The sequence below is a fragment of the Streptomyces sp. NBC_00207 genome (genome assembly GCF_045160965.1).
Classification (GTDB): Bacteria; Actinomycetota; Actinomycetes; order Streptomycetales; family Streptomycetaceae; genus Streptomyces.
In genome coordinates this window covers 5834389-5848158 of record NZ_CP130715.1, presented here as the reverse complement: position 1 = coordinate 5848158, position 13770 = coordinate 5834389, and the positions used below count along the sequence as shown (strand labels likewise).

Here is a 13770-nt window from a genome sequence, read left to right as displayed (position 1 = left end):
TGGCCGTGGACGACGCACGAAGCCGGAAGGTGAACCGGGAGCCCCGCCTCTCCGCCTCCCGTCCATGCCGTCACGTGACGAACTTAAGGGCGGCCGTCCGCCGGTGTCCCGGCAAGCCCGACCACCCCAAACGAACGAGTGAACGAAAAATTGCATCGCGCGTTCGACGTCGATCCGATTCCTCTCGGGTCGCAGGGCCATGGCATGCTCCAGATACCAGGCGACCGGACCGGGGCGGGACGGGATGCCCCCACCGAGAGGAAACGATCATGAGCGCGGTGCGCGAGGGACTGCCCGAGGGCCGGTACGGCCGGTCGGCGGACGAGCGTGCGGACCGGAAGCTCAAGATCGTCGGGTCGGCGCTGGGTGCCGTGCTGCTGGGTGTGGTCGGCTGGATCGGCTGGGACTACGTCGCGGGGCAGAGCGTGAGCGCCGAGGTGATCAAGTTCCAGGTGATTTCGGACACCGAGGTCAAGGTGCACCTGGAGGTCCGCAAGGATGCCTCGGTCACCGGGGTCTGCTCCCTGAGCTCGCAGGACAAGGGGCACGGCGAGGTGGGCCGCGCCGACTTCACCTTCGCCCAGCCCGAGAGCCGGGTGGACGAGGTCGTCTCCCTCAGGACGACGAGCCGTGCCACGATGATCGAGCTGGTCGGCTGCCAGCCGGCGGGTTCCGCCCGCTGAGGCTTGACGACGCGGCCGACGGGGCAATGAGCCTCTGGGGTCCTCCCCCTTTTCTTCCCGAATTGTTAGGCTCGTGGTTTCGTCCGCCGCTGGCGGCTTTGTAGTCCCCTGTACCGACGAGGAGCACCCGTGACCCAGACGAGCGAAAGCGTCACCTGGCTGACCCAGGCGGCGTACGACCAGCTGAAGGCGGAGCTGGACTACCTCTCTGGTCCTGCCCGCACGGAGATCGCCACGAAGATCGCAGCCGCCCGCGAGGAGGGCGACCTGCGCGAGAACGGCGGGTACCACGCGGCCAAGGAGGAGCAGGGCAAGCAGGAGCTCCGGGTCCGCCAGCTCACGCAGCTCCTGGAGAACGCCAAGGTCGGCACCGCGCCCGCGTCCGACGGCGTCGTCGCCCCCGGCACGCTCGTCAAGATCGCCTTCGACGGCGACGAGGACGACACCATGGAGTTCCTCCTGGCCTCCCGCGAGTACGCGTCCTCGGACTTCGAGACCTACTCCCCGCAGTCCCCGCTGGGCAGCGGTGTGCTGGGCAAGGCGATCGGCGAGGACGCCGAGTACGAGCTGCCGAACGGCAAGAAGGCCTCGGTCAAGATCCTGGACGTCAAGCCCTTCACCGGCTGATCACCCTCGGTCTCCATTCTCTGTTTTCCCGCTTCACGCACGATGCCCGGCCGGGTTCGGTTCTCCCGGCCGGGCATCGTCGTGCGGAGCGGGCACGCCCGTACGGACGTACGTACGGGCACCCCACGTAAGGGCCCGCGGGCCTACACCGTCGCCGAGCGGTACTTGCGGACCGCGAGGGACCGGAAGACCACGATGATCAGCAGCGACCAGAGGATGGACGCCGTGATCGGGTGCTGCATCGGCCACGCGTCCGGGACCGGGTAGCCCTCCGGGAGGTTCCCGAAGAGCTCGCGGGAGGCCTGGACGGTGGCGCTGAAGGGGTTCCACTCCGCGATGGTCCGCAGGAAGGGCGGCATGTTCTCGGAGGGGACGAAGGCGTTCGAGATGAACGTGAGCGGGAAGAGCCAGATCAGCCCGCCCGAGGTGGCCGCCTCCGGGGTGCGCACCGACAGGCCGATCAGGGCGCCGATCCAGGAGAAGGCGTAGCCGAGCAGGAGCAGCAGGCCGAAGCCGGCCAGGACCTCGCCGAAGCTGGTGTGGGTGCGCCAGCCGACGATCAGGGCCACGACCGCCAGGACGAAGAGGGTGAGCGTGGTCTGGACGAGGTCGGCGAGGGTGCGCCCGGTGAGGACCGCGCCGCGGGCCATGGGCAGGGAGCGGAAGCGGTCGATCAGGCCCTTGTGCATGTCGTCCGCGATGCCCGCGCCGGCGCCCGCGGTGGCGAAGGTGACGGTCTGGGCGAAGATGCCGGCCATCAGGAACTCGCGGTAGGCGGCGGGCGAGGTGCTGCCGCCGACGCTGATGGAGCCGCCGAAGACGTAGCTGAAGAGGACGACGAACATGACCGGCTGAATCACGCCGAAGATGATCATCTCCGGGATCCGGGACATGCGGATCAGGTTCCGCTTGGCGACCACGAGGGAGTCGTTGACGCCCTGGACGAGGCCGCCGCGCGGGCGGGGTGCCGTGATGCCCGATGTCGGGGAGGTGAGGGTCACTTCGCCGCCTCCTTCCGGGCCGCCTTGCGGCCCTTGCCCTCGCGGCCGTCGCCGTCGCCGCTCTCGTCCGCCCCCGCCTGCTCGGCCGCGTGGCCGGTGAGGGAGATGAACACGTCGTCGAGGGTGGGGCGGCGCAGGCCTATGTCGTCGATCTCGATGCCGCGGCCGTCCAGTTCCCGGATGACCTCGGCGAGCAGCTTGGCGCCGCCCGACACCGGCACGGTCAGCTTGCGGGTGTGCTCCTCGACCGTGGTCTCGCCCTTGCCGAAGCCGGCGAGCACCTCGCGTGCGGTGGCGATGTGGTCCCGCTCGTGGACGACGACCTCCACGCGCTCGCCGCCCGTACGGGCCTTGAGCTGGTCGGAGGTGCCGCGGGCGATGACCTTGCCGTGGTCGACCACGCATATGTCGTGGGCGAGGTGGTCGGCCTCCTCCAGGTACTGGGTGGTGAGCAGCAGGGTGGTGCCGCCGGCGACCAGTTCCTGGATGATCCCCCACAGCTGCTGGCGGTTGCGGGGGTCGAGTCCGGTGGTCGGCTCGTCCATGAACATGACGGGCGGGCTGACGACGAGGGCGGCGGCGAGGTCGAGGCGCCTGCGCATGCCTCCGGAGTAGGTCTTGGCGGTGCGGTCGGCGGCGTCGCCGAGGTTGAAGCGTTCGAGCAGTTCGTCGGCCCGGGCCTTCGCGGCCCTGGCCTTCATCTGGTAGAGCTGGCCGACCATCTGGAGGTTCTCGCGGCCGGTCAGGTACTCGTCGACGGCGGCGAACTGGCCGGAGAGGCCGATGGCCCGGCGGACCTCGTTGGGGTGCTTGAGTACGTCGATGCCGGCGACGACGGCCTTGCCGCTGTCGGGCTGGAGGAGGGTGGTCAGGACGCGCACGGTCGTGGTCTTGCCCGCACCGTTGGGGCCGAGCAGACCCAGGACGGTGCCTTCGGGGACATCGAGGTCCACGCCGTCCAGAGCCCGTACATCGCCGAAGGTCTTGACCAGACCTTCGGCGTGGATAGCGCCTGGCATATGGATTCTCCCAGTGTGAATCGGGCCAGTAGAATTAGGGCCTTTCGGGGCTTTTCTACGCAAATCCTATGAGCGCCGAATGGGTCTCGCCCGGCCGAGCGGGTGATGCCGGCACCCCGACGGCGTCCGCCGTCTAGCTCATCACCTTGTATCCCGCGGCGTGCAGCTTCCGCGCCACCTCCGCGCAGTGCTCCGGGCCCTTCGTCTCCAGGTGCAGCTCCACCTCCACCTCCGTGAGCCCCAGCCGCGGGTCGGTCCGTACGTGGCTCACATCGAGTACGTTCGCATCCACCACTGACAACACCCCCAGGAGTCCGGCCAGGGCGCCGGGGCGGTCGGCCACGCGCAGCCGCAGGGACAGGTACCGGCCCGCCGCCGCCATGCCGTGGCGCAGGATCCGCTGGAGCAGCAGCGGGTCGACGTTGCCGCCGGACAGGACGGCCACCACCGGGCCTCCGCCGTACAGTTCGGGCTCGCTGAGCAGGGCCGCGACCGTGCTGCACCCTGCCGGTTCGACCACCAGCTTCGCCCGTTCCATGCAGAGGAGCAGGGCGCTGGAGAGGGCGTCCTCGGAGACCGTGCGCACGTCGTCGAGCAGCTCGCCGATGATTTTGAAGGGGACGTCGCCGGGGCGGCCGACCTTGATGCCGTCCGCCATCGTGTTGGGGTCGTCGATCGAGACGGGGTGGCCGATCCTCAGCGAGGGCGGGTACGCGGCCGCGCCCGCCGCCTGCACGCCGACGATCCGCACGTCGGGCCGCAGCGCCTTCACCGCGACCGCGACACCGGCCGCGAGACCGCCGCCGCCGATCCCGACGAGGATGGTCCGCACCTCCGGGCACTGCTCCAGGATCTCCAGGCCCACCGTGCCCTGGCCGGCGATGATGTCGCGGTGGTCGAAGGGGTGGATGAACACCGCGCCCGTGCGGTCCGCATAGTCCTGGGCGGCCGCGAGGGTCTCGTCGACGACCTGCCCGTGCATGCGCACCTCGGCGCCGTACTCCTGGGTCGCGGCCACCTTCGGCAGCGGCGCCCCGACCGGCATGAACACGGTGGAGCGGACCCCGAGGAGGGAGGAGGCCAGCGCCACGCCCTGCGCGTGGTTGCCGGCGCTGGCCGCGACGACGCCGGCGGCCCGCTGCTCGGGGCGCAGGCCCGCGATGCGGACGTAGGCGCCGCGCAGCTTGAAGGAGCCGGTGCGCTGGAGGTTCTCGCACTTGAAGTGGACCGGGGACCCGGTGAGCGAGGAGAGGTGCCGGCTGCCTTCCATCGGCGTGACCCGGGAGACGCCGGAGAGCATCTTCTGAGCCCCCCGGACGTCGTCGAGGATGACCTGCGGGACGGGCTGGGGCACGCGGTAGTTCATGCGGCCAGTCTCGCAGCCCCGCGGGCGGCGCGGCTCGAAGCGGAGGGAGAGGCTCCGCAGGGAGCCGGGGCGGGCCTCGAAGGCGCCTCGAGGGGGACCTCGGGGAGGACTCCGGGGAGGGGCGAAATCTCGCCATCCGGGACGCGGGCGGGACGGCGGCCCGGACGGGCCGTATCAGTTCTCGTACGAGGCGTACGAGCCGCCGCACGGCCGCGTACTCTGTCCCCCATCCTTGTCGGACCCACGCGAAGAGAGCCCACGGCCATGCCTTCCACCCCGGCCAATTCCGACCTGCCCGCGGCGGCAGACGCGCCCGCCGGAGGCGGTCTCCTCGACGCGCTCCAGCACCAGGTGGCCGTCTTCGCCCGCCGCGCCGAGCAGACCCGCCTGGGCGGTGTGGGCCAGGCCCGCAACTCCATGGACCGCGCCGCCTACCTGCTGCTGAACCGGCTCGACCTGGAGGGCCCGATGGGCGTCAAGGCGCTCGCCGGCGGCATGGGAATCGACTCCTCCACGGTGACCCGGCAGGTCGCGCCGCTGGTCGACAGCGGCCTGGTCAAGCGGACCTCGCACCCCGAGGACGGGCGGGCCGTGGTGCTCGCGCTGTCCCCGCGCGGGCTGGCGCGGCTGGAGGAGGTCCGCTCCTCCCGGCGCGAGTTGATGGCCCGGGTTACGGAGAGCTGGAGCGAGGACGAGCGGGAATCCTTCACCGGACTGCTGACGCGCTTCAACCTGTCGCTGTCGGAACTGATGGCGGCCGTGGCCGAAGCCGGTCCGGCCTCCTGAGCGGAGTCCGTCCGTCCTCTTGACCTGGACGGTCCCGCTGCCCGCACTATGTGGACTATGCGGGTGGCTGATCAACAGGCTGGCTCCTACGCGGAGTTCGAGGCCTTCGTCGCGGGCGCGGCAGGGCGTCTCCTGCATGTCGCGGTGCTGCTGACCGGTGAACCGGAGGCAGCCCGCCGGCTGTTGGCGGGCGCGCTGGCCCGTACGTACGCGAACTGGCTGCGGCTGCGCGGGGACGACCCGTACGACTTCACCCGCCAGGAGCTGTGCGCGGCCTTCGCCCGGACCGGCTGGCGCCACCACGGCGGCACCGGCGTACTCGCGCGGCTGAGCCCGCCCGAGCGGCTCGTCCTCGTCCTGCGCCTCTACGAGGGGGTCGCGGAGGAGGTCACGGCGGCGCAGCTCGGGCTGACGGTCGAGCGGGTACGGGTGCTGTGCAACGGGGCCGTGGCCGCGCTGAGGTCCCGGGAGGCGGCGTGAGCGGGCTCCCGGACCGGAAGGAAGCCCAGGTCAGAAAGCTGCTGGAGGGGCCGTACCCGACGGTGCCGGCGGGCCTCGCGGCTGGCGCGGCGGCCCGGGGCGACCGGCTGCTGCGGCGTCGGCGGGCGCTGCGCCGGCTGGGGTGGGCGGTGCTCTTCGCTGCCGCGGTGGCCTTCACGGTCTGGGCCTCCCTGACCCGCCCCTGGATCGCCCCGCCGAGCGGCATCTCCCCACCCCTGGAGGGCTGGTAGCCCCGCCCTTGGCCAGGCCAGCCCGGCCCGAGCGGCAGGCGGCGGCAAGCCGAATCAAGCCCCGCCGGCGTTTGAGTGGGGGTCCCCCCGGACGAAGTCTGGGAGAGGGTCTGGGCAGAGCCCGGTGCCCGGCGGAGCCGGGTTTCTCCCCCAGCTACCGCTGGGAGGTGCCCCCAGGGGCTCCGCCCCAGACCCCGCTCCTCAAACGCCGGAGGGGCTGAATTGGCGCGGCCCAGGCGCCAAGTGGCAGGCGGTGGCGAGCCGAATCCCGCCCGCACCGGGGTCCCCCGCCGGGTCCGGGCGGAGCCCGGCGGGGTGTCGGGGTTAGCCCAGGGCCTGGGTGAGGTCCGCGATGAGGTCGTCCGCGTTCTCGATGCCCACCGAGACGCGGATCAGGTCCGCCGGAACCTCGAGCGCCGAGCCGGCCACCGACGCGTGCGTCATGCGCCCGGGGTGCTCGATGAGGGACTCGACGCCGCCCAGGGACTCGGCCAGGGTGAAGATCCTGGTGCGGCCGCAGACCGCGACGGCCTCTTCCTCGCCACCGGCGACCTGGAAGGAGACCATGCCGCCGAAGTTGCGCATCTGCTTGGCCGCGACCTCGTGCCCCGGGTGCTCGGGCAGGCCCGGGTAGAGGACCTTGGTGACCTTCGGGTGCCGCTTGAGCACCTCGACGATCTTGCCCGCGTTCTCCGCGTGCCGGTCCATGCGTACGGCGAGGGTCTTGATGCCCCGCAGCACGACCCACGAGTCGAACGGACCGGCCACCGCGCCCATCGCGTTCTGGTGGTAGGCCAGTTCCTCGCCCAGCGCCTCGTCGGCGGTGACCAGCGCGCCGCCGACCACGTCGGAGTGGCCGCCCATGTACTTGGTCAGCGAGTGCACGACCACGTCGGCGCCCAGCGCGAGGGGCTGCTGCAGGTAGGGGGAGGCGAAGGTGTTGTCCACGACCAGCTTGGCGCCGGCCGTCCGCGCGATGTCGGCGACCACGGCGATGTCCGTGATGCCGAGCAGCGGGTTGGAGGGGGTCTCGACCCAGATGACCTTCGTCTTCGGGGTGAGGGCCGCCCGCACGGAGTCCGCGTCGGAGGTGTCGGCCACCGACCACTCCACGCCCCAGCGGGAGACGACCTTCGCGAAGAGGCGGAAGGTGCCGCCGTACGCGTCGTTGGGGATGACCACGTGGTCGCCCGGGGAGAGCAGCGTACGCAGCAGGCAGTCCTCGGCGGCCAGTCCGGACGCGAAGGCGAGCCCGCGACGGCCGCCCTCCAGCGCCGCGAGGTTCTCCTCCAGTGCGGTGCGGGTCGGGTTGGCGCTGCGGCTGTACTCGTAGCCGCCGCGCAGCCCTCCGACGCCGTCCTGCTTGTACGTGGAGACCTGGTAGATCGGGGGTACGACCGCGCCGGTCTGCGGGTCCGCCGTGTTGCCCGCGTGGATCGCGCGGGTCTCGAAGCTCTGGTGCTCGTGGCTGTCGTCGCTCATGGTCAGATGCTATGCCCCGCCCGGGTTCGGGTCCCCTATTGGCCTGTGGCCCCCTCAGTCTGGTTCGCTGGAGGCATGGAGATTCTGTGGTTGCTGTTCGCGATGCTCATGATCGTGTTCATCGTGGGTCCGTACGTCCGGCGCAGGCGCGGCGGCATCCGCCTGGTCGCGCCGGGCAGCCCTGACGCCGCCGACCCGGCGAACTACGGATTCGACCGCCAGGAGGAGCTCGACATCCGGATCCCCGGGCCCGACCAGGACCTGATGGACGCCCTCGACAACGTGCAGCGCACCGGCCAGTGGCAGGCGGCCTCGCAGCTGCTCGCCGGGACCCCGCGGGAGGGCGAGCGGCGCTGGCAGCGCGTGCAGGCCTTCGGCGGGGCGGCGGCGCTGGAGCTGGTGGCGCAGCCGGGCGTGGGCGCGCCGTGGCTGAAGGCGTGGCGGCTGGACGCGGAGCAGGACGCGGGCGGCGCGCAGGTGCACGCGGAGCTGCTGGTGCAGCAGGCGTGGCGGCACTCGGGCGGGGTCGGGTCCACCGATCACCGGATCATCCTGGAGGAGGCCCGGGAGGCGTGCCGCAGGGCCGCGCTGCTGGCGCCGGCGGACCCGGTCCCGTACATCACGGAGCTGGCGATCGCGCGCGGTCTGGCCTACTCGGAGACGGAGTTCGACACCCTGTGGGCGGAGGTCATCGACCGGGCGCCGGAGCACATGGGGGCGCACCTGGCGGCGCTGCACTACTGGTGCGCGAAGTGGCACGGCTCGCGGGAGAAGGCGGACGCGTTCACGCACGCGGCCGCGGCGCGGGCGCCGCAGGGCTCGCTGCTGGCGGCGCTGCCGCTGTTCGCGGTGTACGAGAACACCCCCGAGATCGTCCTGACCGGCAGCTTCTACCAGAGCGCGGTCGTGACGCGGGCGGTGGAGGGCGCGCTGTACGCGGTGAACACCGCGCGCCAGGACGACCCGATGCTGGCGCACGTACGGCACCTGCTGCTGATGTTCCTGGTCAACATGGAGCGCTGGGCGGAGGCCATGGAGCAGGTGCGGCACGTGGACGGGTACGTGGGCGCGCTGCCGTGGTCGGCCACGGAGGACCCGGCGGCGGAGTACGCCGTGTACCGGGCGCTGGCGGTGGCGGGGTACGAGGCGAACGGGGGGTCGCCGGCGACCCTCCCCCGGTAGCCCTCCCGGCGGGTCGGCGGGGCATCGGCGGTAGTGCCCCTCCGGGGCCCCCGGCGGGCCCCGCGGGACCCCCACGGGCCGGGAAGGACTCCTGGCCAATAAAGTTGCTGTAAGTGACCGCTGAGCCGCATGATGCGGCAGGCGGCGGCCTTCGACTCCCGCCACGCACTTCGCGCCACTTTCATCCCGTGGGGGGATCTGTCCTAAATGGGCGCTTCACTGCGCGCCTTGCGCGCCCTCGTCCTGCTCGCCGGCTTCTACCTGCTCGGCGTCTTCCTGCTGGCGGCCCTCGCGGGCGCCGACTACGCCGTCTTCACCTGGCTGCAGGGCCCGATCGTTTACAAGATCGTATTCTTCTCCGGCGTCCTCGCGATCCCGATCGTGCGCGGCATGTTCATGCTGCGCACCCCCAAGAGCGAGCCGCCGGCCGGCATCACCGTCACCGTCAGCGAGGACCGGGAGCCCGCCCTGTGGGAGGCCGTGCGTGACGTCGCCCGGCAGGTCGGCACCCGCGCGCCCGACGAGATCGTGCTGATCGAGGACGTGAACGCGGCCGTCAGCGAGGAGTCCTCGCTGCTGGGCCTGCGGCCCGGGACCCGTCGCCTCTACCTCGGCCTGCCGCTGATGATGGGCCTGGACGAGATGCAGCTGCGCGCCGTACTCGCCCACGAGATGGGCCACTACGCCAACTTCGACACCCGCCTCACCCCGCTGATCGCCCGCGGCCGTGCCCAACTGATCCGCACCGTCGCCTACTTCCACGAGCGCTCCGCCGCCAAGCAGGCCAAGGAGCGCGAGCGGCAGGAGAAGCACGCCGCCAAGCGCAGGGCCAAGGGCAGGCGGGCCACGATGGTCGACACCCCCGGCCTGGGTGCGACGTACCGCGGCATGGCCAAGATCTACACGGCGTACGGCAACTTCTACATGCGCGCCACCCTCTCCGCCGCCCGCCGTCAGGAGCTCGCCGCCGACCTCGCCTCGGTCCAGGTCGCCGGCCGCGACTCCGCCGCCTCCGCACTGCGCGAACTGAACGCCCTCGACTCGGCGCACGCCTTCTACATGAACTCGTACGCCACCCTCGGCGTCGACGCCGGTCTGCTGCCCCGCCCCGGCCAGGTCTTCGGCGGGCTGCGCCGGCTGCTGGACGCCCGCTCCGCCGATCTGGACGAGCTGCGCCAGGAGCTGTCGACCGAACCCACCTCGCCGTACGACTCCCACCCCGCGCTCGCCGAGCGCGTGGCCCGCATCGAGGCGCTGCCCGCAGACGGCCGCGCCGGGCAGGCCGCCCGGCCGGCCCTGGATCTGCTGGCCGACGCCGACGGGGCCCTGACCGCGCTGGAGCAGGCCGTCCTCACCCCCGAGGCCCTCGCGCTCAAGCGGGTGGACTGGGAGGACCTCGTCCACCAGTCCATGACCCTGTACGTCGACCAGGGCGCGGAGGAGATCCGGGAGGCCTTCGCCGCCGAGGGCGCGGGCCCCGGACTCGCCGACCTGCTCGACGCGTTCGACGCCGACCCGGCGGTGCGCTGGCGGATCGCCGACCGCTTCCCGAAGTCCGAGCAGGCCGCGGCCGCCACCGGCCGCACCGCCCGCGAGTTCGCCCGCCCGGTCCTGCGGCGCGCCCTGAACCAGCTGGTCGGCGTCGAACTGACGGCCCGTGGCGCCGCCCGCTGGCAGCTGTCCTGGTCCGAGTCGGCCGCCCTGGTCTACCCGGCCGACGGCTTCGAGGAGCAGCTCGGCCTGGCCCTGGACGCGGCCGTCTCGGACCAGAGCGACACCGAATCCCTGCGAAAGCTGGTGCTTGCCCCGTGATCGGTCTCTACATCCTCGGCCTCCTGCTGGCGGGCGGCGCGTACAAGTTCCTGCGGGGGGTCTACTTCCTGCGCAAGGCGAGGCGGCTGGAGGCGGAGGTCGCCGTCCTGCAGGCGCAGACAGCGGCCACGAACGACCGCACCGCCGCCCTCAAGGCCGAGCAGAAGGCGCGGGAGGCGGCCGAGGTCGTCGCGCTGGGATTCGTGGCGGAGGAGGACCTCGACACCGACAACGCCCTGCCCGTCCCGCCCGGGCGTACGGCCGCGCTCGACGCGGTGCGCTCCGGTGACTGGGAGGCCGGGGCGGCGTACGTCGAGGCGTGCGGGACGGACTGGGAGGAGCGCTGGCAGCGCGTCCGCGCCCTGTCGGAGGTGGCCGCCGAGGACGACACGTGGCTGCTGGCCTGGCGCGCGGCCCGGCCCGCCGACGCGACCGCGGCACTGGTGAACGCCGACACGAGCATCCAGGTGGCGTGGAACGTGCGCGGCAGCCAAGCGGGCAGCCGCACCACGCAGGAGCAGTTCCGGATCTTCCACGAGCTGCTCGCCAAGGCGCAGGCGGACGCGCACGAGGCCCAGCGGATGGCCGATCCGGCGGACCCGGTCCCGTACATGGTGGAGCAGCCCATCGGGCACGGCCTGGGCTATTCGCACGAGCAGTACGGCGAGCTGTGGGCGCAGATCACCCGCCGCGACCCCAAGGTGCTGACGGCGCACACCACCGCCCTGCAGTACTGGTGTGCGAAGTGGCGCGGCTCGCACGAGCTGGCGCTGGCCTTCGCGCGGGAGTCGGCCGCGTCGGGCAAGCCGGGTGAGCTGCTGTCCCTGCTGCCGCTGGCGGCGTACGTGGAGCAGGAACTGCGCGAGTCGGACCTCAAGCCGGAGACGTTCTTCAAGGAGCCGGAGGTCGCGGCGGCGGTCGACGCGGCCCTCGTGGACCTGGCGGCGGCCGATCCGGCCGACTGGCGGGCGATCCGGCTGCGGCACATGCTCGCCTGGTTCCTGTTCTGGCAGGACCGGGACGCGGAGGCGGTCGAGCAGTTCCGGCACATCGACGGGTACATCGGGGCGATGCCCTGGTACTACTCGCCGCGGTCCCGGTACGTGTTCGCGCGGAACTGGGCGGTGCGCGAGGTCACGCCGGGCCTGTGAGGCGCGGGGAGGGGCGGGCCGGGAATCCCGGCCCGCCCCTTTCCGTTGTCACTGGCACAAGGAGGGAATCCATGTTCTCGTACCGCCGTACGCCCGAGCTCCCCACCCGCGAGGAGGCCCTGACGGGCCGCGCGGAGCCGCTCTTCACCCTGCCCGAGAAGCACACCGTGCTCGGCAATCCGCTGTCCGGTCCCTATCCCGCGCACCTCGAAGTGGCCGACTTCGGCCTGGGCTGTTTCTGGGGCGCGGAGCGCAAGTTCTGGCAGACCCCCGGGGTGTGGACCACGCTGGCCGGCTACCAGGGCGGCTTCACCGAGAATCCGACCTACGAGGAGGTCTGCTCGGGCCTGACCGGCCACACCGAGGTCGTCCGCGTGGTCTTCGACCCGTCCCAGGTCTCGTACGCGGCCCTCCTGAAGCTGTTCTGGGAGTCCCACGACCCCACCCAGGGCTTCCGCCAGGGCAACGACGTCGGCACCCAGTACCGCTCGGCGGTCTACACCCACTCCCCCGCCCAGCAGGCGACGGCGGAGGCCTCCCGCACGGCCTACCAGCAGGTCCTGGCCTCCTCGGGCTACGGCGAGATCACCACGGCCGTCCTCCCGGCGGCGGACCGCCCCTTCTGGCCCGCGGAGGCCCACCACCAGCAGTACCTGGACAAGAACCCGGGCGGCTACTGCGGCATCGGCGGCACGGGCGTCTCCTGCCCGATCGGCGTGGCCGCGGCGGAGTGACCGGGCGGAGAACGACCCGGCGGAAGTGACGCGGCGGCCGGTCAGATCGTCGAGGCGTCGATGACGAAGCGGTAGCGCACGTCGCTCGCCTGCACCCGCTCGTACGCCTCGTTGATCCGGTCGGCGCTGATCAGCTCGATCTCCGAGCCCAGCCGGTGCTCGGCGCAGAAGTCCAGCATCTCCTGGGTCTCGGCGATCCCGCCGATCATCGATCCGGCGAGGGTCTTGCGGCCGCCGATGACGGAGAAGAGGTTGAGGGAGACCGGCTCCTCCGGGGCGCCGACGTTCACGAGCGCCCCGTCGACCTTCAGCAGGCCCAGGTACGCGTCCAGGCCGAGCGGGGCGGAGACGGTGGACAGGATCAGGTCGAAGCTCCCGGCCAGCTCCTCGAAGACGGCCTCGTCGCCGGTGGCGTGGAAGTGGGAGGCGCCCAGCCTCAGGCCGTCCTCCTTCTTGCGCAGGGTCTGCGACAGTACGGTGACCTCCGCGCCCAGCGCGTGCGCGATCTTCACCCCGATGTGGCCGAGGCCGCCCATGCCGACGATCGCGACCTTCGTGCCGGGGCCGGCTCCCCAGTGCCTGAGCGGCGAGTAGAGCGTGATGCCGGCGCACAGCAGCGGGGCGGCGACGTCGAGGGCGAGGCCGTCGGGGATGCGGACGGTGTAGTTCTCGTCGACGACGAGGTGGGTCGAGTAACCGCCGTACGTGGGCTCGCCGTTCTTGTCGAGGGCGTTGTAGGTGCCGGTCATGCCCTTGACGCAGTGCTGCTCCTGGCCGCGCAGGCAGTACGCGCACTCCCGGCAGGAGTCGACGAAGCAGCCCACGCCCACCCGGTCCCCGACGGCGAACCTGGTGACGCCCGCGCCGACTTCGCCGACGACGCCGGCGATCTCGTGGCCGGGGACCATGGGGTAGATCCCCTCGCCCCAGCCGTCGCGCACCTGGTGGATGTCGGAGTGGCAGATGCCGGCGTACTTGATGTCGATGAGGACGTCGTGCTCGCCGACGGGGCGGCGCGGGACGGTGGTGCGCTCCAGCGGGGCCTTGGGGGCGGGGGCGGCGTAGGCGGCGACCTGGGTGACGGACATGGGGATGTGCTCCTTCGAGCGGTGGCGTCGGGCGGTGGACCCCACGCTGCCGGTCCGGACGGCGTCCACCCATCCCCCTGTCCTGCCTAGGACCGGCGAACCTACCCC

14 protein-coding genes are annotated in these 13770 nt (G+C 72.0%); 9 read left to right on the top strand and 5 right to left on the bottom strand.

All coding sequences use genetic code 11. The annotated features are described in order from the left end of the window. The first annotated feature begins 269 nt into the window (after positions 1-269). On the top strand, positions 270-683 hold the full coding sequence (locus OG472_RS27800) for a DUF4307 domain-containing protein (protein ID WP_401607044.1): 414 nt from the start codon (positions 270-272) through the stop codon (positions 681-683). Positions 684-812: 129 nt separating this feature from the next. Continuing rightward, positions 813-1310 (top strand): transcription elongation factor GreA, encoded by a 498-nt coding sequence (gene greA / locus OG472_RS27795; protein WP_030009952.1) that lies wholly within the window; start codon positions 813-815, stop codon positions 1308-1310. Positions 1311-1453: 143 nt separating this feature from the next. Here greA and OG472_RS27790 read toward each other — a convergent pair whose 3' ends face one another. The 3 genes from OG472_RS27790 to ilvA form a co-directional block, all read right to left on the bottom strand. Beyond that, positions 1454-2311, bottom strand: coding sequence for an ABC transporter permease (locus tag OG472_RS27790; protein ID WP_401607047.1), 858 nt, complete (start codon positions 2309-2311; stop codon positions 1454-1456). Beyond that, on the bottom strand, positions 2308-3330 hold the full coding sequence (locus OG472_RS27785; protein WP_405942177.1) for an ATP-binding cassette domain-containing protein: 1023 nt from the start codon (positions 3328-3330) through the stop codon (positions 2308-2310). Before OG472_RS27785 ends, OG472_RS27790 begins: the two co-directional genes overlap by 4 nt. 133 nt (positions 3331-3463) lie before the next feature. Further along, positions 3464-4696 carry a threonine ammonia-lyase gene (ilvA, locus tag OG472_RS27780; protein ID WP_401607051.1) on the bottom strand — a complete coding sequence of 411 codons (1233 nt, stop codon included), beginning with the start codon at positions 4694-4696 and terminating at the stop codon, positions 3464-3466. A gap of 264 nt (positions 4697-4960) precedes the next feature. Between ilvA and OG472_RS27775 the strand changes: the two genes are divergently transcribed. Genes OG472_RS27775 through OG472_RS27765 form a run of 3 tightly spaced genes read left to right on the top strand, consistent with a single transcriptional unit; the run spans position 4961 to position 6213 of the window. Then, complete coding sequence (locus tag OG472_RS27775) at positions 4961-5482, top strand: MarR family winged helix-turn-helix transcriptional regulator (RefSeq protein WP_401607052.1); 522 nt, start codon at positions 4961-4963, stop codon at positions 5480-5482. Between the two features lie 57 nt (positions 5483-5539). Then, the gene (locus OG472_RS27770) at positions 5540-5962 is read left to right on the top strand and encodes a sigma factor-like helix-turn-helix DNA-binding protein (protein WP_401607054.1); all 423 of its coding nucleotides are present in this window, start codon (positions 5540-5542) and stop codon (positions 5960-5962) included. Beyond that, a complete protein-coding gene (locus tag OG472_RS27765; protein ID WP_401607057.1) occupies positions 5959-6213 on the top strand; it encodes a hypothetical protein in 255 nt (84 codons plus the stop codon). Before OG472_RS27770 ends, OG472_RS27765 begins: the two co-directional genes overlap by 4 nt. 324 nt (positions 6214-6537) lie before the next feature. On the opposite strand, the gene OG472_RS27760 is transcribed toward OG472_RS27765, so the two are convergent. Next, positions 6538-7695 (bottom strand): cystathionine gamma-synthase, encoded by a 1158-nt coding sequence (locus OG472_RS27760; RefSeq protein WP_401607059.1) that lies wholly within the window; start codon positions 7693-7695, stop codon positions 6538-6540. Between the two features lie 75 nt (positions 7696-7770). Between OG472_RS27760 and OG472_RS27755 the strand changes: the two genes are divergently transcribed. The 4 genes from OG472_RS27755 (at position 7771) to msrA (ending at position 12574) form a co-directional block, all read left to right on the top strand. Then, complete coding sequence (locus OG472_RS27755; RefSeq protein WP_401607060.1) at positions 7771-8877, top strand: hypothetical protein; 1107 nt, start codon at positions 7771-7773, stop codon at positions 8875-8877. A 207-nt stretch (positions 8878-9084) separates the two neighbouring features. Then, entirely contained in the window at positions 9085-10689 is a 1605-nt protein-coding gene (locus tag OG472_RS27750) for a M48 family metalloprotease (protein ID WP_405831750.1), read from the top strand. Continuing rightward, positions 10686-11840: a hypothetical protein gene (locus OG472_RS27745; protein WP_405831748.1), complete on the top strand. Its 1155-nt coding sequence runs from the start codon at positions 10686-10688 to the stop codon at positions 11838-11840. The genes OG472_RS27750 and OG472_RS27745 overlap by 4 nt, the downstream gene beginning before the upstream one ends. Positions 11841-11911: 71 nt before the next feature. Further along, complete coding sequence (gene msrA / locus OG472_RS27740; RefSeq protein ID WP_401607066.1) at positions 11912-12574, top strand: peptide-methionine (S)-S-oxide reductase MsrA; 663 nt, start codon at positions 11912-11914, stop codon at positions 12572-12574. Positions 12575-12615: 41 nt separating this feature from the next. Here msrA and OG472_RS27735 read toward each other — a convergent pair whose 3' ends face one another. Beyond that, positions 12616-13662 (bottom strand): NAD(P)-dependent alcohol dehydrogenase, encoded by a 1047-nt coding sequence (locus tag OG472_RS27735; RefSeq protein ID WP_401607069.1) that lies wholly within the window; start codon positions 13660-13662, stop codon positions 12616-12618. Positions 13663-13770: the final 108 nt, after the last annotated feature.